This is a genomic window from Rickettsia japonica YH (assembly GCF_000283595.1).
Taxonomy (GTDB): Bacteria; Pseudomonadota; Alphaproteobacteria; order Rickettsiales; family Rickettsiaceae; genus Rickettsia; species Rickettsia rickettsii.
Genome location: NC_016050.1, coordinates 418,728 through 437,321 on the forward strand (window position 1 = coordinate 418,728; position 18,594 = coordinate 437,321).

Sequence of the window (18,594 nt, forward strand, 5' to 3'; positions counted from 1 at the left end):
CCACGCTCCTTTTAGTCGCTCGCAATGAGGCACAATTCACAAAAAAAAGCTCACTAAAACAGGAGAAACTAATGAGTTGTTTAAGGAAGAAAAGTTTTGAATCAGTAAAAGAGATAGGCAGCTCAAGCGGTCTTAGCAAGACGCTTGGAGCATGCGATTTAATATTACTGGGTCTTGGTGCAATGATCGGCACAGGCGTATTCGTCGTTACCGGTATAATTGCTGCTAAGTATTCAGGACCTGCAGTAATGTTATCTTATGCGATTGCAGGTATTACCTGTATCTTTGTAGCGCTTGTTTATACTGAACTTGCTGCAATGCTTCCGACATCAGGAAGTATTTACACTTATTCCTATGTAGCATTTGGTGAAGTATTTGCTTGGATGATCGGTAGTGTTATAATATTAGAACTTGGTGTTGCTGCAGGAATAGTAGCTGCAGGCTGGTCGGGCTACGTACAAGGAATACTAGCAGCAGGTGGAATCAATTTACCGAAAGAATTAACTACTGTACCGACAAACGGCGGTATAATAAATTTACCGGCATTTTTAATCTCGGGATTTATTGGATTTATTTTATATTTAGGTACTAAAGATAGTAAGAGACTAAATGCAATTTTAGTTTTCATAAAAATGGCTGCAATATTTGTATTTATAATCGCTGCTGCCCCTCATTTTGATGCTACTAACTGGAGTAATTTTATGCCTTTCGGTTTTAGTAATGTTTTAGTAGGTGCGTCTATTTTATTCTTAGCTTTTACGGGTTTTGGAACGATTGCAACCGCAGCTGAGGAGTGTAAAAACCCAAAACGTGATATAATGATCGGTATTATTGGCTCACTTGTTCTAACTACTATAGTTTATGTAACGATGGCAGGGCTTGTTACCGGTATTGCACCTTTTGATCAGTTAAATAACGATCAACCGCTTGCTTATGCTTTAACTATCAATAATAGCAAGATCGGCTCTGCTATTGTTGCAACCGGAGCAGTTTGCGGTATGATGACGGTGTTGATGATGAATATTTACGGTACTTCTCGTATTTTTTATGCTATTGCACGTGACGGTTTACTACCGAAAAGTTTTGCAAAGCTGCACCCAAAATATGATAGTCCGTATATTACGATTATAATATTTGCTTCTTTAGCCGCTATTCTCGGAGGATTTTGTTCTACGGAATTATTAACGCAATTAACTTCAATGGGAGCTCTTATTGATTATATAACCGTTACAATAATAGTGGTATTATTTAGGGTAACGCTACCTGATGCTCAAAGACCTTTTAGATGTCCTTTAGTATTTATTATCGTACCGTTTATTTTAATTGCTTGTGCATATTTACTATTTATTCAAATATATGACGGTGAATTTAATCTATTAACCGCAGGTCGTGCATTAATATATTGGTTTATTATAATATTTGTTTTATATATTATAAGATCGTTTTTTATGCAAAAAGAGCAGAATTAAGAGGGGGCTATCCGTCATTGCGAGCGAACGTAGAGAGCATGGCAATCTCATGAAGTAGTACAAAATTCCTGAGATTGCCACGTCAAGGCTTTGCCTCTCCTCTCAATGACGAGTTAGTAGTATCCACGCAACAAAACAAAATTAACCAAATGACTGAAAAACTGCAACCACTCCGAGGAATGAAAGATCTCTTGCCGGATGATTATAAAGTTCACGACTATATAATTAACAAAGCAAGAGATGTTGGAGTATTGTACGGCTATAAACAAATGAGTACTCCTATTTTGGAGTATACTAAAGTCTTTAACCGTTCGATGGGTGAAAGCTCTGACGTAATCAGCAAAGAAATCTATAGTTTTTTAGATAAAAGCAATGATTCCGTAGCATTACGACCTGAATTTACAGCATGTATTATAAGAAGCCTCATCTCAAACGGATTACAACATAAATTACCATTAAAGTTTTTCTCTACCGGTCCTGTTTTTCGTTATGATAGACCGCAAGCAGGGCGTCAAAGACAATTTCACCAACTAAATTATGAGTATATCGGTGCTAAAGGAGCAATTACTGATGCTGATACTTTGAAGTTAGCCGTTGATATATTAAAAGCACTCGAAATAGAGCAGGATACTACCTTAGAGCTTAACTCTCTTGGATGTAATGAATCAAGAAGCGTTTATCAGCAAAAATTAGTAGAATATCTAAATGATTTTAAAGATCAATTATCAGAAGAAAGCAAAATAAGGTTATCCAAAAATCCAATGCGGATACTTGATTCTAAAAGTGAGACCGATCAGAAAATAATAGCAAACGCACCGGTTTTATCTGAATATTACACTGATGAATCCAAAGAATATTTTGAGGAGTTAATAAAGTATCTAGATATTTTAGGCGTGAAATATAGTATAAATCCACGCTTGGTTAGAGGGCTTGATTATTATTGCCATACTGCTTTTGAATTCACTACAAAAAAGCTAGGGAGCCAATCTACTATTCTAGCCGGTGGACGTTATGACGGGCTTGCTAAAATCATGGGTAATAACTATGATGTGCCGGCTATCGGTTTTGCTGCCGGTATTGAGCGAATTGCTTTAATGCGGGAATATAATATATCTGAAGTTAAGCCGGTATTTGTATTACCTATAGGCAAAAATAATATTTGCTATGCTTTAGAAATTGTAGATAAATTGCGAACAGAAAATATTGCTATTATCATAGAATCCCTAGGTAAAATAGCTAAAAGAATGCAACGCATTTTTAATGAAAATGCTAAATTTATTATTTTTATAGGTGACGAAGAGCAGGCGAATAATAACTTAAAAATTAAAGACTTACAAAAAGAAGAAGAATATATAGTAGATTTTGCAAAAGCTCTTGAGCTATTGAAGAAATAAGATTTTTTATTGTTATACCGTGAACCTTCCATGGTATCCATCAAAACTAACTTTAAGTAATAAGCATTTATGAATCTTGCCACAAACTCGGCATTGCCCGCATGGCTCTTATGTTATGCCTGCATAGATCTTGTTGTGTGGATACTGAAGGTCGTCATTGCAAGGAAAAACTGTAAGTTTTGACGAAGCAATCCAGTAAAAAATTCTGATTTACAGAATTTTTTTATTATTGTTTTGGACTGCCACGCAGTCTACGACTGCTCGCAATGATGGGGCGGTATCTATGCCACAACGCCTTCGCAGGAATGACATAAAACGAGCCATGCAACAAGACCTGCAGTTGTTCACAATGGTGATTAGGTGTCTATACAATTAACCACGACATCTAAAAATATGATTATTATAAACGATTTAGCCATGAGTTATGGTACAAGAATACTATTTACCGATGTAAATTTGCATATTAAAAACAATAAACGATATGGTTTAGTAGGTGCCAACGGAGCAGGTCAAACAACTTTTTTCAAAGTCTTAACTAAGGAAGAAGAGCCAGCTTTCGGTGAGATTAACATACCAAAAAACTCTAAAATAGGTTGTTTAAAACAAGATCAGTTTCTTTATGAAAATACCACAATTATAGATACGGTAATAGCAGGGAAGAAGGAGTTATAGAAAGCTTTACAGGAAAAAGAAGAGATATTAAATCGGCAGGAATGTAGCGATGAAGATGGGTATAAGTTTGGTGAACTTGAACAGGTAATATACGATAATGACGGTTATACTGCTGAAATTTTTGCAGATAGCTTGCTTGTAGGTCTTGGAATAGCCGAAAAATACTATTATGAGCCGCTGTCTGCGTTGTCAGAAGTTTATAAGCTTCGTGTATTACTCGTACAAAGTCTATTTAATAATCCCGATATTTTACTACTCGACGAACCGACAAACCATCTTGATATTATTGCAATATATTGGCTTGAGAATTATTTAAAAAACTCTTTTAAAGGAATATTAATTTTTATATTGCATGATTTAGTTTTTTTAAATAATGTCGCAACGGATATTTTGGACATAGATTATGGAGAAATAAAACTGTATACGGGCAATTATGATAATTTTGTTCAAGAAAAGCAGATAATAGCTGCTCAGAAGCTAAGCAAGCGCAATTTCTTAGAAAAGAAAATAGAAAATATGCAGGCTTGGGTTGATAAATTTAGAGTAGGGACGAGAGCAAGGCAAAGTGCCTCCCGAGAAAAGCAGTTAGAGAAAATAGAATCGGATATACAGAAATCTTCAAGAATTAGTCCGTTATTTAGATTTAAGCAGCTAAGCAATTCAGGAAAATTAGTATTAAAAATTGATCAAATAACTAAAGATTTTGAGAATAAGCAAATATTAAATAAAGTTAGTTTTAACGTATCATGAGGAGAAAAAATTATTATTATCGGTGTAAACGATATCGGTAAATCTACTTTATTAAAAATCTTAATGAATAAAATATCAGCAGATCAAGGTAGCTATGAGTGGGGATATGAATCGCAAATAGCTTATTTCGCTCAAGACCATCATGAGCTACTTAATGAAAATATTAGTATTATTGATTGGCTTAAAAGGCAATCTGAAAAAGAAATGGAAAATACAATTAGAAATACGCTCGGACAAGTATTATTTCGTAGTAATGAAGTAAATAAAAATATTTTAAGTTTAAGCGGCGGTGAGGGGGCAAGATTATTACTTGCTAAAATGATGCTAGAAAAAAGTAATATTTTGGTTCTTGATGAACCGACAAATTATCTTGATATAGAGTCAAGAGAAGCTCTTAAAAAATCTCTAATTGATTTTGATGGTACGGTAATATTAGTAACGCACGATCGGAATTATTGCTCTTTCCCATAGGAAAAAGATTGTTGATTTTAAAGGTAAATATGATGATTATATTGAGAAATACGGCAACGATTATTTAAGTTCTACTACAAAATTATCCTAAGTTTTAGGCATTGCTCATTAAATATAGATATCGTCATTGCGAGCAGCCATAGGCTGCGTAGCAATCTCGTCAAATATCCTGAGGTTGCTTCGTCAATTGCTATGCAATTTCCTCGCAATGACGATAAAAATCGAGTCATACAACAAAGCAGAATCTTAAAGTTAATCACTCCACATTATAAAACTCCAAATGATGACCGCTAATAAACTTTTTTATTTCAGCATGGTTACCATACTCATCAACATTTAATAATAACCCTTGTTCATTAAAATATAATATATTCGTAAATAATCAGTCATCACAGTCCTACTTAGCTTTAAAAGCATTTTCCTTAATAAGTTTCACTCCGTTTACTCCATGTTTGTGATATATTATTCCTTTTTTTAAAGCAGAAACGAAAGAGGTAACTTTACTTTTATAAAAGGTGTTATAGATTTTTTTAGACATTGTACCGTAACAATCAAATCCTCTATATTTGCCAAGAAATTTATCTGTACCTTTTGTTATTTCCTGATTATCAATTTTAATTTGACCTTCTTTAGGAATATTCCAAGAATTATTATTGAAGTTGCTAATCTTTTGAATGGCTAGATAAAATTCATGTTTCTTTTTTAGTTGATAATATTGATAGATTTTTTTTGTATCATATTGAAGGGTTAATTGTTCTAAGTTTTCTATTGGCTTATTATCGGGGGAATAGCTTGCAATAATCCCTTCTTGTTTTTTTGACTTCATTTACTTGCATATTCTTGTACTTTTTTGGGTTATTATTTAATAAGGCGGTAACTACTCCAATTTCTAAAGTGTTTTCATTGCAAGAATCATTTTGCAGAGCATTTTCAACATTTTGGGAAATCTTTTCAGATTTTTCAGAAGTTAATTTAGTCTCGTTATCTGCTATTAAACCGGTATTAACGGCGTTAAGAACCTCTGCTTTTTCATTGGACGTTAGAGTATTATTTTTCGGTAACGTATAATTTGGGTCCACGTAACTCCGAAGTTTTATAATAGCCTTTTCATACAAATTTATTTGATGCTCAGGTATCTTATTTAAAAGATCAGAAGCCGTTTTAAATTGCTTACTACATAGGGCAAGTGAGAATGCTAGAAGTATGTTGTTTGGGGTATCACTAATTGCTGTTAGTTTTGCGCTTAATATTGATTGCTGGTTTTTGTTAATTTTTTTATTGGAAATTCTGTTATAAAAAGCCATGTATTCACAGCCATCATATATTGATGAATAGAAAGGCACTAAGGGATTTTTTTTATTACATCTAACGTCTTATAAGAAATTTCATATAGATTAGTTATTTCTAGAATGTATTTTATATATTCTATCGGCACATATTGTATTAAGTCATTAGCTTTATCACATTTGCCTTGTATTCTATAATTAGACCATAAATGATAGGCTGCTGTTGGATGTGTAGGTAGAAGCACAAAAGCATGTTCATAACATTTAGTGGACATATCATAGCTCCCGGTTTCTTCATAAACACGCCCTGTTCTATAATACCACTAGGCTAAAACCTGATTTTCAGTATTAGTATTTAACGAAAAAATAGATTCTTCAAGTAAAGCTTTTACCCCTTCAAAATTTTTATTTTCCATTAATAAATCAGAGAATTGACCTGACAAATCTAAGCTGGATTTTATATACGGTACTAGTGCTTGGGTAATTTTAAGCTTAGATTCCGGTTCAATAAGCTTTAGTACGGGGAGTAGATATTCTGCACATTTGCTATATTGTTCAACTTCTTTTGCAAAGTAATTAAAATATAGATTTATTGCTGCAATTATACATTTAAATATCTCTTTAGCAGCTTCATTGTGTCTATTTAATATACTACATTGAAAGGCGAGACTCATTATTTGAATTTTGGTTAGCGTATCAGGTGGTATAAAAATGATTTTATCCGGCATCCATTTTATGAGTTCATCATCTAATTGATATTCAAAAAAGCCTGGTCTCTGTATTATTTCATAATTTTTCAACAATTCATGATTTGTGTAACTTTCATATGGATAATTAGGCATTAATTTATGTATTAGTGAATGCTTAATTTCTGTAGCTTTCTTTCTACTTACTGTAGATTTTGCACTATTTAAATGTCCAAATATATAATGCATTACTTCTATAGCGGCACCAACAGTTGGTATAGATGAAAAGTTTTTATCCATTTCTACTAAATCAAGACTGGAAAAGTTTTTTTCTAAAATTTCTTATGTTACTTTCTGATAATATATTGAGGGTGTTATAAACCGTGATAATATCAAGCTTAAAAGTAATTGAAGGCGCTGCATTGTTCATGAATATAATTTAGTATTAGTTGGGCTTAAGAACTGCTACAATGTGATAGGAAAGGTTTAAAATTTTACATAGAATTATTATTAAAAACTTATAGTGTATGAACTTTTTATTACTGGATTTCTGCTTCTAGCTAGGAATGACATCGAGAGGCTCAATTAACTCACAAAGCAATTCTTTCTAAGTAATGTCTATTCAAACCCAAATCCAGTAAAATATTTATGAAATTATCCGGTATCATGACCTATCATTTTAACTTTATCATAATGATGAGGTGATTCAGATTCACGATATATAGTTGTGTCGTTATCCATATAGTAAATAGAATAAGATGGAAGGCCATAAGGTCTAAAAAACGTGTCTTTACTTATAACTTTAGGAGTTTTATCGGATTTTTGTATATTTTCTGATTTCAGCATATTAATTTTCTTAATAAATGATTGTTTTATTAATATATAATTTTATATATTATCACAAGAATAATTAATAGCTATCTACAGAACCTAAAAATTCAGATTTATCAATTGCAGTATTATATTCATAAGGATATTCTAAATATTTTTGCAATTTTAAAGTATTTTTTTGAAACAATGGGTAATTACTTGATTGTTCGTGCTTTGATAAATTGAAATATTTTCTCGCCAAGAATTTCTGATCTTGAACATTATTAAAAGCTTTGATTTTTGAATATCTGTCTTGTTGTTTTTCTTGTAAAAAATAATCTTCATAGTCCTTATAATTCTTTGAAAGATTTAATATAAATCTAGCATATTGTTCTAACTGAAAGTTAGTTAACCAAGTAAATATAGAATATAAATTTGCTCTATAGTCCGAAGAAAAAATAACAGCAACTTCTGATTGCTTTATCTCTTCTCTTTTCTCTTTCAATAACGTTATTAGATAATATAAATAACTCTTTATTAAAATGTTTTTTATTTTCTTGAGTTTGAATGATTATATCAAACAGCTCAGTTTCTAATTCGTCTGAGGTAAATAATGAGCCGTGGACCAAAAGCTATAGATTCAAGTTTTTTTAAATATTGAATTAATTTCATGTACAACTTTAGATTAAATTTAAGAGCAGTATTTTATATGAAAAATTGACATAAGTCAAGAGGTATTAAATTAATAAAAATATGTATCACCTCGTGATTTGTTCACAGAATCCAGTTAAAAATACTAATAATATTAGTATTTTTAGTTGTTTTCTGGATACTGTGGTCAAGCCACGGTATGACACTGAAGTGTTTTTCAAAAGCCATACTAAATTGATTACTAAAATTTTTCACATAACCTAATGACAAAAATAAAATATGAATATATTATTTAATTTTAGAATAATTTAAATAATATATATTCAATGAGTGCAGATACTAATATTAGCGACGGTTTAGAAGTCATGACGCAAGATCATTTATCGATTTTTTCTTTAATAAGCTCCTCCGACATTATCGGTAAGTCAGTTATGCTGATGTTGCTTATTGCCTCTATTTGGTCATGGGCTATTATTTTGGATAAAATATTTAAGCTAGTGCAAGTGCAGAAAAGCATGCGGGCATTTGAAAATGTGTTTTGGTCCGGTGGAGTATTAGAGCAATTATATGAAAGCATAAAGAGGTCGGTTAATAATCCGCTAGCTTTAATTTTTGTCTCAGCTATGGATGAGTGTAAAAGCTTAAGCACTAAAGGGCTTTCTGAAGGCTTAAAAAACAACCATAAAGAGCGTATAACGGGTGCAATGTATTTAGCTCAAAATAGGGAAGTCGAAAAGCTCGAGAAAAATTTAAGCTTCTTGGCAACTGTTGGATCAAGTGCTCCTTTCGTAGGTTTATTCGGTACCGTTTGGGGGATTATGCATAGCTTCCAATCGATTGCTACTTCAAAAAATACTTCTCTTGCCGTAGTAGCTCCCGGAATTGCTGAGGCGTTACTTGCAACTGCGATAGGCTTATTTGCCGCTATTCCGGCAGTAATTTTTTATAATTATCTGATTTCCCGTATTACTCTTATCAATAATAAGATTGAAGATTTTATTAGTGAGTTAAACTCTATACTTTCTAAGGCAATTGATCAGGAGAAAATGTAATGGCTATAAAGCTTGCCGGAAGTAATAGAAAAAGTAAAAGAGCGGTAGTGAGCGAAATTAACGTTACGCCGCTTGTTGACGTGATGCTTGTGCTATTAATTATTTTCATGATTACTTCTCCAATGCTTGTGTCAGGAGTAAATGTGGATTTGCCTGAGACAAATTCAAGCCCGATTTCAGATCAGGATGAGCCTTTGGTTGTTACTATCAATAATAAAGGCAAAATTTTCTTACTTGAAATTCCAATAGAAAGAATGCATTTAACCGACAAGCTTGCAAATATCACTAAAGAAAAAAAGGATGCTAGAATTTTTGTAAGAGGCGATAGAAATGTTTCTTATGGGCAGGTAGTAGAGATAGTTGCCGAAATTCATGCTGCCGGCTTTTCTCGTGTAGCTCTTATTTCAAATATTAAAAATAATGAAAAGTAATCAAAATAAGGATAATTTTACGGTTTTCCTTAGCTTCTCTGTTGTTCTGCACTTACTTCTTTTATATTTTTTTCTATTCGGTATGCCGTCACTTTTTGAAAAATTACCGGAAGAGCAAACCATAACTTTTGAAATGTTACCTGTTAGCGATAAATCAAATATTATCACTCAGACAAAGCAAAAAGAAGCCCCTATAGAAAACGAAGACGCTAAAAAATCTGAGCAGAGTAAGCCAAAAGAAGAGCCGCAAGATTTGCCTAAAGAAGAAAAATCAAAAGAGCCTGAGGCTAAAACAATGGAAGAAAAGCCTAAAATAGAAGAGAAAAAACCTATAGAAGAACCAAAGTCTGAAGAAGCAAAAGAAGCATTACCTGCGAAGAAAGAAGAAGTAAAGGAAGCAAAACCTAAAGAAGAAGAAAAAAAACAAGCAGAAGAAAAGAAGAAGCTCGAAGAAAAGAAAGAGGAAACGAAACCGGTTGAGAAATCTAAAGAGGTGAAGAAAAAAGAGCCTAAAACCGATGAGCTTGATTCTTTGCTGAAGCATTTAGAGCAATCTTCGGAAGGGGATAATGTAAAATCCAATAAGCATCAAAGGTCAAAAAAAGCTGATAATGCAAAAGAAGCTAAAGGGGTTTATACGGATGGGCTGCCTCTTTCTGATAGTGAAACATCTTTGATAAAAAGACAGATTGAAAGACATTGGAGTAATGTACCGGCAGGAGTTAGAGGTAATAATAAGGTAAAAGTCATTATTAGTATTACGCTAGATAAAGCAGGTAATGTTGAGCAGGCAAAGGTTAACAAAAAAATCTGTCCTAATATTCCGGCTAGTGTTTGTGAAGCTTTGGCAGATAATGCAATTAGAGCGGTATGGCAAGCAAGCCCTATCGAAAACCTTGACTCTGCACGCTTTCACTATTGGAAAGAGATTAATTTTAGCTTTGATCCAAGTAAATTGTAGGTTGAGTATTGCCTGCGTGGATACCACCATGTCATTACGAGCAGTCGTAGACTGCATGGCAATCTCATGCAATAATAACAAACTTCTTAGATTGCTTCATCAATTATTACATAATTTCCTTGCAATAACTATTTTCGAGCCACGTAGGCAAGCCTTTCGCAGGAATGACATTAAGAACCATGCAATAATTAAAAAATATTATTCATCATGTTCGTGGTGATCACCGATTAATTCAAGCCCCATATCTTTTTGCTCATTATTGAAACAACAGTAGCAGCAATAACCAAACAAGAATAATAAGGTTGCTTCCATTAAAAATAGGGTCAAAGCAGCATTACTAGAGCTTGCTAACTCATATTCTGAAGGTAATAAATCCGTAGGGATGTCTTTATTCATAAAACTTAGTTATTATATTTACTATTTGTAAATAAAAAAACTCTATAACTTTGTCTATTAAAATTACATTTATTTCACAAAGTTTTTAAGAGCAGGATAAGTAAATAATAATACATGGCATAAATTTAGACCGAAATGAACTATCACAGAGCATAATATTTTGTCTGTTTTATAATATGCATAACCATAGAAAAAACCGCATATAGTGCTTAAAGCTATATATTAGTCTGCCTTGAAAATATGTGATCCCAAATATTAAAGATGCTATAATAACAGCTAAAATCTGCTGTTTTGGTAAAAGATTTTGTAATGTTCTTTGTAAAAACCCTTGAAAGAATACTTCCTCAGCCATACAGACGAAAAAGAAATATTGTTGTAATGAGAAAAATGTAGGTGATAGTTAAGGATGACATATAAACCTTTGTAAAAAACTATTTTTAATATATAGTTATTTTTTAGCATTAAAAATGGAAAATTTATTAAATATAGAGATTTTTAATAAATAATAATTGGATTTTAAAAAGAAAATATAAAAGATAATCATAAAAAAAACCAATAAAATAATATATATATATATAATGGGACGATTTTATGAAAGATATAGAATATTGGGAAAAAAATTTTGAAAGCTGTAAATATTCAGATCAATTAATCGAAAGGCTTTTATTTTTAAATACCCAAGTAAAACAACCTATCGATATTAGAGAAGTTCAAAAAGGTATTTATTATGCTCGTAAATATCATGGTGAGCAAGTGCGTCAATCAGGTGACCCTTATTATTCTCATCCAATCGCAGTAACAATTATGGTAGCGGAATTTGTAGCAAAAGAAGTGCCTAAACTCTTTACTTTTAGAATGCTACAAGCTGCATTACTTCATGATACTATTGAAGATACTGAACTTACTGAAGAAATGATTAGCAATCTTTTTGATGAAGAAGTAGCAAAGCATGTAGCAGGTCTAACTAGAATTAAACCTTGGGGCAAAATAAGTAGCGAGAAAAGTCTTATGTTATTAATTAAACAAAAAAGATACGATACTGCTCTTATAAAACTTTTTGATAGAATACATAATTTACAAACTTTGGAAGCAAAATCGCCTGAAAAAGCTAATAAAATAATTAAAGAGACATTAAAAAGCTTTTTAGTGTTAAGTGAAATACTTGAAATACCTTCAGTTTCAGAGCTTATATATGCTGAATGTTATAAAAATAATTTAAAATTTAATATAAATTCTACTTTTAATAAAATTATAAATTTCGATTCGTTTCCATTTTCTCAAAATAAGTTACTCCCATAAAAAAAGTTATACCTACCGGAATGAAAATTAAAAATAATCCCCAATATCCTAGATAATTGGTAATATAAACTAAACCAAATGACGTTATAATATAAGTAAATAATTTTGCTATTGCACTTATCATACTAGTATATGTAAATCTCTTAAAAACCGGAAAATATTTATAAAATATAGGAGCTGCTGGTACGTGATCAAATACGAATAATGCAGCTAAACATTGAAAAATAAAAATATATAAAGGAGTAGGGTTATAATTTAACATTATAGGAAAAAAAATGAGAGAGGTAAAAAATAGATATAATTTTACCTTTAGGATTTTTAAAGGATGGATTTTATAGCTAATAAATGCAAGACCGATAATACCGAGTAAATCTATTATAGATACCCAAAAATTTTGATTTATAATTTGATTTGGAGTAAATCCGCATTCTCTTTTTAATATATCACCACAATATATATATACGAAATAAAAACACGGTGGTCTAGCACACTGGATAAAGAAATACCAAATAGAGGTGGTGTTTGGAACTTTTTGATCTAGAATATCTTTGTCAATTTCTTCAAGCATAATATTATTTTCTTGAAGTCTTAGTTTTAATTTGTTTCTTTTATTTGAAAATGCATCTGCTTCTTTTAAACTAGTCCTTGCAATAGTACCTACAAAAGCGATAGTTGCACCAACGAAAAAGGCTATACGCCAACTTGACTCATGGTGATAAATATTTTGATTAGTAAAAATTGATGCAATACCTAGTGCTACCGTAGTGCCTACGGCAGAAAATACGGTTATAATTGTTACTAATGGATATTGTATAGGAGGAAATGAATTTTCGGTTAAGTACAGCTCTGCACCTCGTGCTTCTGCAGTTGCTGACATACCTTGAATTATACGACATATAGTAAGAACCCAAGAGGCTGTTATACCTATCTGTGCATATGTTGGCATGCTACCTATAATCACACAAGTAATAGCCATTAATAGTGTAGTTAAAACAACTACAATCTTACGTCCAAAATGATCGCCTATATACCCAAATATTAATGCTCCTATAGGTCTTAGCAAATAGGTAGAACAGAAAGAAAAGGCAGTAAGCAACGAAAAAGTGAAAGGATCATATTCCGGAAAAAATAAATTATTTAAAAGCACCGCCATATGCACATAAAGCATAAGGTCAAAATACTCTAGAAATGTACCTATAGAAAGTAATCCGACTGCTTGTTTTTGTTCTGTATTTAAGCTTCTTTGTTCTTTTTCGTAGCCTAACATAACCTTTATATATTAATTAGATTACAAAATAAGCTATACTGCTTTTGATTCAAAGTCAATAAAGGATTAAGAATTTTTAATAAATATTGTAAATATTTAGGTTTTGTAAAGTTATCTAACTTAAAATTTTCAAATTATCTATTTTTCTCTGAAAGCTTTAAATGCAGTATCAGTAACGGGATCAAGTAAATATCTAAGTAGTGTTCTAGTACCTGTTACGATTTGTACCTCAGCTTGCATACCGGGGTGTAATTCAAGATTTTTAATTTTAGCAACTTTGTTAAATTCATCCATATCGATTTCAACTCTTGCAACATAATAATTATCTTGCTGTTGTCCTGGATGCTGTCTTTCATCTTGTACGATATCGGGAGATATGCTTACTACTTTACCGGTAAATGTTGGAGTTGTTCTTGATTTAAATGCACTGAAACGTATTTTTGCAACTAATCCCTCATGTACTGAGTCAATGTTTTTTTGAGATACCTTTGCCTCTATTATTAATGGGTCATTAGTTGGCGAAATTTCCATAATAGGTTGTCCGTGACTTATAACACCGCCTATTGTGTGATATTTTAAATTATTAACTATACCGTCAACAGGTGATCTGATTATCACACGATTAAGCGAATCCGTCAGGGCATTATATTTTTCTTTAAGAGATGCGGTTTGTACTTGAGCTTCACGAAGCTCTGTTAAAGTCCGTTCAGTGTATTTATTTTGTTGATTTATAATTTTAATTTGAGTTTCGGTAATAGCATGGCGTATTCCTGCTATTTCGGCTTCAGTTGTTGCAACATCGCTTTTTGAAGCGGCGACTTTTGCCTCTTGGTCTAATAAGGCTGCTTTTTGTACAAAGCCTTTTTCTTTTAACGTTCTTAAAGCTTTTAAACGGTCTTGATAAACTTCAGCAGTTTTGGAGGCGGCAACTTTTTTGGCTTCTAAACCTTCAATTTTTTTCTCAAGTTGAGCAATATTTTGATGTAATGCATCTTTCTCTGAGTTATATACTTCTTTTCTAGATCTAAATAAATTTTCCTGCGTATGAATTATTTTAGCTACTTCTGGTAAATTGATATCCTGCATTAGAAAATCAGAGAATGCGATTTGTTCTAAATGATCACGTTCGGCAATTAAACGATTTTCAGTTGCCAAAAAATTACGGTACTGACTAAGAATATTTTCATGTTCGCTTTTTATTCTAGTTTCTTCAAGCTCTATTAATTTATCGCCTTCTTTGACTTTATCACCTTGCTTCACATAAATAGCATTGATTATTCCGCCTTCATGATGTTGAATCGTTTTTTTATTTGTGCTTGGCATTACGATACCGACAGCTACAGCACCACTATCAAGCGGAGCAAGAGCCGACCATAATCCGCCCATTAATACTAAAAAGATAATAACATAAATACCGAAAAGTATAGGTGACCTTGCAGCTTGGGCTACGTTATTACGATCTTTATCGGTTTTCTTGGTAATAAAATTAACAAACCTATCAAGTTTTACTAATAAGAGTTCTATAGTATGAGAGATTTTCTTTAATGCAGTATTTATTAAAGCTTTACGTTTAGAACTTTGACCTTTAAGGTTTAACGCATCTTCTCTTAAGGACAATAATTGTTTTAATTGTGCCGGAGTAATTTGAGGTTTATTGTGTTTTAAGTCCTGCATAATATTTAATCATTATTATATTTAGTCAGCATTGTTTGTATTTTGCGTCATTGCGAGGATATGACGTAGTAATTGACGAAGCAATCTTGATAGAATTCATGAGCTTGCCACGCTTACTAACGTTCGCTCACAATGATGATTTGGAAGCCATGCAACAATGCCAATCAAGTCACGATTTAATATGAATTGTACCGCTTTTTAAAGTTTTAAAGTGTTTTTGAATCTCTTCTTCCGTTCCGTAAACTGCAACGGCTCCATCCTGTAATATTAGAATTTTATCAACAACGGATAATACGGATGGTCTATGTGAAATTACAAGAACTGCTATTCCTTTAAGTTTTGCTTGTTTTAAGGCACTTGCAAGGGCCACTTCACCTGCCTCATCTAAATTAGCATTAGGCTCATCTAAAATGATGAGTTTTGGATTACCGTAAAAAGCTCTAGCAAGCCCGATACGCTGTCTTTGACCACCTGATAGATTCGAGCCTGCAGGACCAATATCAGAATCATAACCGTCAGGGAATCTTAATATCATTTCATGAGCTCCGGCTATTTTAGCTGCTTCAATAACTTTTTGCGGATCGGCATCTTCTTCCATTCTAGCTATATTTTGTTTAATACTACCGCTAAAAAGTTCTATTCCTTGAGGAAGATAGCCGACATGTCTACCGAAATCTTCTCTATTCCAACGATAAATTTCAGCACTATCTAAACGTACGGAACCTGATGATTCTTTCCATACCCCGACTATGATTTTAGCTAAAGTTGATTTTCCTGTAGCCGAAGGACCGATAATTGCTAAAACTTCGCCCGGTTGTACTGCAAAACTAACGCCTTTTAAGATATATTTCGGTACGGGAGGTTGCGGTAAATATTTCGGTATAGGGTGAGCATAATAAATATTTTCAACAGTAAGATGACCATCAACGTTCGGAATTGGCATCGTTTCGTCTCTAGAAGAATAAGTGTTAAATAAATTATTAATGTTTTTGTATGATTTAATAGCACCGCTCATACTTTTCCATAAATCAATAGCATTATCGAAAGGAGCAAGAGCTCTACCGACTATGATAGAACTCATAATCATATTACCGGGAGTCATATCTGCACTGTGAGATTTGACAACAATGTAAGCACCGACTCCGGTAACAGCCATTTGCATTATATTACGGATAAACCTTGAAAAGTTAGAAATAACACCGTTACGATAGCTAGCAACCGATTGCTTATCAAGTGCTAATATGTTAAATTTATGCCAATTTTTTGTAACATTCTTCATCATTCCCATTGCTTCAATTGCTTCTGCATTTCTGTTTGCAATATCGGCTTGTGTCATACCTTTTATCGAAAATTCGGTAGCTTCACCGAGTGTTTTATTAGTAGCTGCAGCGTTAAAGAAAGCGGTTGAAACTATTATAATTGCACCAAAAACGGTAATAAGACCGATATATGGATGAATTGAAAAAATAACCACAATATAGATAAGGCTCCAAGGGGCATCGAATAAAGTATTAATTCCGGTACTTGTTAGGAATGTTTTGACGGCTTGAAAATCACGTAATAATTGGCTAGAACCCATATTTGCTCGTGTTGCAGCTGCAGAAATTGAAGAAGCAAAAATTACGGGAGCTACTGTTCTATCAAGCCATTCTCCTACCTTTATAAGTGTAAAAGAACGAGCAATTTGTAATAATCCGTAAACAAAATAAATATATGCGATTATTATTGATAAAAATAATAATGTTTGTAGATTACCGCTTCCAAGGACTCTATCAAGAACTTGTAGTGAGTAAAGAGGAGTAATTAACATTAGTAAGTTGATTACAAAAGCAAACCAAAAGACTATCCAAAAAGTTGTTCTACATTCGCCTAATGCTATTACTAGCGGGTTTTTGTTATTTAGATTATTATTTTTATTATCCATATTAGTTATATTATAAATAATTATTAATTAATTCTTCAGCAATTTGAACACTGTTTAAAGCTGCTCCTTTACGTAAGTTATCACATGTGATCCATAGATTTATCGTATTATCTCTACTTACGTCATTTCTAATTCGGGAGACATATACGGCATCTTCGCCTACCACTTCAACGGGTGAGATATACGCAAGGTAATTATTATTAGAAATTGTAACAATTCCATCGGCATCTTGTAATATTTCTTCGACTTCTTTGGCATCAATTTTGTCTTTAAATTCTATGTTAACCGATATAGAATGACCGATAAATACTGGTACTCTAACAGAAGTAACGCTAGCTTTAAAGTGATTACCTATAATTTTGTTTAGTTCAGAAGCAATTTTTGCTTCTTCACTTGTATAGCCATCTTTATTTAAATCACCTATATGAGGAAAAAGATTAAATGCAATCTGTTTTGGAAATTTCTTAGGATCATTCTCTCCAAAAACATATTTAGATTTTGTTTGGTCGTAGAGTTCGTCCATTCCTGCTTTACCTGCTCCTGATACTGATTGATAAGTAGATATCACTACTCTTTTTATCTTTATTTCATTATCTAGCGGTTTTAATGCTACTGCAAGCGGAATGACGATACAGTTAGGGTTAGCTATGATATTTTTAGTATTAAACTTTTTAAGTGTTGATAAATTAACCTCAGGTACAATTAACGGCACTTGATTATCAACTCTAAAAAGTGAGGATTTGTCGATAACTACACAATTACTAGCAGTAGCTTTTGGTATAAATTCTTTTGAAACTTCTGAACCTGCACAAAAAAAAGCAATATCGATATCGTCAAAATGTAAACTTTTTAAACTATTAATTTGTAGTATTTTTTCTCCAAAGCTTACTTCCCGTCCTAGAGAGTTATCTGAAGCTATAGCATAAACTTTATTAATGGGGAAATTACGCTCAGCTAGAATATTGAGAGTTTCACGCCCTACATTTCCTGTAGCTCCGATTACTGCAATATTGTATTTTTTAGTCATTATTTATTAATCCAATGAGTTTTTCACCTCCGATAATATGGAAATGGAAATGAAAAATAGTTTGTCCCGATTTCTCGCCTTTATTAGTTATTAAACGATAACCGTCTTTATCTAAACCCGCTTCATTTGCTATATCAGAAAGTTTAGCAAAAAAATGTTTTATTTCGTCTATAGAAGCTTTAGAGATGAAATCGGCATAATCTATATATTCGTTTTTAGGTATAACGATAATATGTACAGGTGCTACGGGTGCTATATCTTTGAATGCTAAAATTTGTTCGTCTTCATAAATTATTTCTGCCGAAAGATTTTTACTTATGATTTTTGCAAAAACATTTTCTTTGTTATACATCATTTTATTCCTGTTAAAAGCT

At 32.4% G+C, this 18,594-nt stretch carries 21 protein-coding genes and 1 pseudogene; 9 read left to right on the forward strand and 13 right to left on the reverse strand.

Annotation, left to right across the window (positions count from 1 at the left end; all coding sequences use genetic code 11):
• Positions 1-71 precede the first annotated feature (71 nt).
• From RJP_RS02220 to RJP_RS02240, 5 genes are all read left to right on the forward strand, one after another.
• Complete coding sequence (locus tag RJP_RS02220; protein WP_014120668.1) at positions 72-1,469, forward strand: amino acid permease; 1,398 nt, start codon at positions 72-74, stop codon at positions 1,467-1,469.
• Positions 1,470-1,618: 149 nt separating this feature from the next.
• The gene (gene hisS, locus RJP_RS02225) at positions 1,619-2,863 is read left to right on the forward strand and encodes a histidine--tRNA ligase (RefSeq protein ID WP_024704492.1); all 1,245 of its coding nucleotides are present in this window, start codon (positions 1,619-1,621) and stop codon (positions 2,861-2,863) included.
• 393 nt (positions 2,864-3,256) lie between these two features.
• Positions 3,257-3,535, forward strand: coding sequence for an ATP-binding cassette domain-containing protein (locus tag RJP_RS02230; RefSeq protein ID WP_037215273.1), 279 nt, complete (start codon positions 3,257-3,259; stop codon positions 3,533-3,535).
• A 186-nt stretch (positions 3,536-3,721) separates the two neighbouring features.
• A complete protein-coding gene (locus RJP_RS02235) occupies positions 3,722-4,285 on the forward strand; it encodes an ATP-binding cassette domain-containing protein (RefSeq protein ID WP_158309286.1) in 564 nt (187 codons plus the stop codon).
• A 57-nt stretch (positions 4,286-4,342) separates the two neighbouring features.
• Complete coding sequence (locus tag RJP_RS02240; protein WP_332844262.1) at positions 4,343-4,756, forward strand: ATP-binding cassette domain-containing protein; 414 nt, start codon at positions 4,343-4,345, stop codon at positions 4,754-4,756.
• Between the two features lie 397 nt (positions 4,757-5,153).
• On the opposite strand, the gene RJP_RS02245 is transcribed toward RJP_RS02240, so the two are convergent.
• The 6 genes from RJP_RS02245 to RJP_RS09425 all read right to left on the reverse strand — a co-directional run bounded on the left by RJP_RS02245 (position 5,154) and on the right by RJP_RS09425 (position 8,043).
• Entirely contained in the window at positions 5,154-5,582 is a 429-nt protein-coding gene (locus RJP_RS02245; protein ID WP_037215276.1) for a hypothetical protein, read from the reverse strand.
• Positions 5,533-6,060 (reverse strand): hypothetical protein, encoded by a 528-nt coding sequence (locus RJP_RS02250; RefSeq protein ID WP_024704493.1) that lies wholly within the window; start codon positions 6,058-6,060, stop codon positions 5,533-5,535. The genes RJP_RS02245 and RJP_RS02250 overlap by 50 nt, the downstream gene beginning before the upstream one ends.
• Before the next feature lie 38 nt (positions 6,061-6,098).
• On the reverse strand, positions 6,099-6,317 hold the full coding sequence (locus RJP_RS02255; RefSeq protein ID WP_037215277.1) for a hypothetical protein: 219 nt from the start codon (positions 6,315-6,317) through the stop codon (positions 6,099-6,101).
• Between the two features lie 48 nt (positions 6,318-6,365).
• On the reverse strand, positions 6,366-7,028 hold the full coding sequence (locus RJP_RS02260; protein WP_014120670.1) for a hypothetical protein: 663 nt from the start codon (positions 7,026-7,028) through the stop codon (positions 6,366-6,368).
• Positions 7,029-7,382: 354 nt separating this feature from the next.
• Entirely contained in the window at positions 7,383-7,574 is a 192-nt protein-coding gene (locus tag RJP_RS02265) for a hypothetical protein (protein WP_014120671.1), read from the reverse strand.
• 64 nt (positions 7,575-7,638) lie between these two features.
• On the reverse strand, positions 7,639-8,043 hold the full coding sequence (locus RJP_RS09425) for a hypothetical protein (protein ID WP_014120672.1): 405 nt from the start codon (positions 8,041-8,043) through the stop codon (positions 7,639-7,641).
• Positions 8,044-8,515: 472 nt separating this feature from the next.
• Here RJP_RS09425 and tolQ point away from each other — a divergent pair, with 472 nt between their 5' ends.
• Genes tolQ through RJP_RS02285 form a run of 3 tightly spaced genes read left to right on the forward strand, consistent with a single transcriptional unit; the run spans position 8,516 to position 10,633 of the window.
• Entirely contained in the window at positions 8,516-9,241 is a 726-nt protein-coding gene (gene tolQ / locus RJP_RS02275; RefSeq protein WP_014120673.1) for a protein TolQ, read from the forward strand.
• A complete protein-coding gene (tolR, locus tag RJP_RS02280; protein WP_014120674.1) occupies positions 9,241-9,672 on the forward strand; it encodes a protein TolR in 432 nt (143 codons plus the stop codon). The genes tolQ and tolR overlap by 1 nt, the downstream gene beginning before the upstream one ends.
• Complete coding sequence (locus RJP_RS02285) at positions 9,662-10,633, forward strand: energy transducer TonB (protein WP_014120675.1); 972 nt, start codon at positions 9,662-9,664, stop codon at positions 10,631-10,633. The genes tolR and RJP_RS02285 overlap by 11 nt, the downstream gene beginning before the upstream one ends.
• 198 nt (positions 10,634-10,831) lie before the next feature.
• Here the strand turns inward: RJP_RS02285 and RJP_RS02290 are convergent, their stop codons facing one another.
• Complete coding sequence (locus RJP_RS02290; RefSeq protein WP_014014126.1) at positions 10,832-11,029, reverse strand: hypothetical protein; 198 nt, start codon at positions 11,027-11,029, stop codon at positions 10,832-10,834.
• Positions 11,030-11,098: 69 nt separating this feature from the next.
• Positions 11,099-11,381: pseudogene (locus tag RJP_RS11265) on the reverse strand (lysostaphin resistance A-like protein).
• A gap of 239 nt (positions 11,382-11,620) precedes the next feature.
• Between RJP_RS11265 and RJP_RS02295 the strand changes: the two are divergent.
• Positions 11,621-12,328, forward strand: a complete 708-nt coding sequence (locus RJP_RS02295) for an HD domain-containing protein (protein WP_014120676.1) — start codon at positions 11,621-11,623, stop codon at positions 12,326-12,328.
• Here RJP_RS02295 and RJP_RS02300 read toward each other — a convergent pair.
• From RJP_RS02300 to RJP_RS02320, 5 genes are all read right to left on the reverse strand, one after another.
• Complete coding sequence (locus RJP_RS02300) at positions 12,279-13,595, reverse strand: MFS transporter (protein ID WP_014120677.1); 1,317 nt, start codon at positions 13,593-13,595, stop codon at positions 12,279-12,281. The genes RJP_RS02295 and RJP_RS02300 overlap by 50 nt on opposite strands.
• A gap of 138 nt (positions 13,596-13,733) precedes the next feature.
• Positions 13,734-15,269: an HlyD family type I secretion periplasmic adaptor subunit gene (locus RJP_RS02305; protein ID WP_014120678.1), complete on the reverse strand. Its 1,536-nt coding sequence runs from the start codon at positions 15,267-15,269 to the stop codon at positions 13,734-13,736.
• A 169-nt stretch (positions 15,270-15,438) separates the two neighbouring features.
• Positions 15,439-17,193 carry a type I secretion system permease/ATPase gene (locus RJP_RS02310; RefSeq protein ID WP_014120679.1) on the reverse strand — a complete coding sequence of 585 codons (1,755 nt, stop codon included), beginning with the start codon at positions 17,191-17,193 and terminating at the stop codon, positions 15,439-15,441.
• A 10-nt stretch (positions 17,194-17,203) separates the two neighbouring features.
• Positions 17,204-18,220 (reverse strand): aspartate-semialdehyde dehydrogenase, encoded by a 1,017-nt coding sequence (gene asd, locus RJP_RS02315; protein ID WP_014120680.1) that lies wholly within the window; start codon positions 18,218-18,220, stop codon positions 17,204-17,206.
• Positions 18,213-18,572, reverse strand: coding sequence for an HIT domain-containing protein (locus tag RJP_RS02320; RefSeq protein ID WP_024704497.1), 360 nt, complete (start codon positions 18,570-18,572; stop codon positions 18,213-18,215). The genes asd and RJP_RS02320 overlap by 8 nt, the downstream gene beginning before the upstream one ends.
• Between the last annotated feature and the right edge of the window lie 22 nt (positions 18,573-18,594).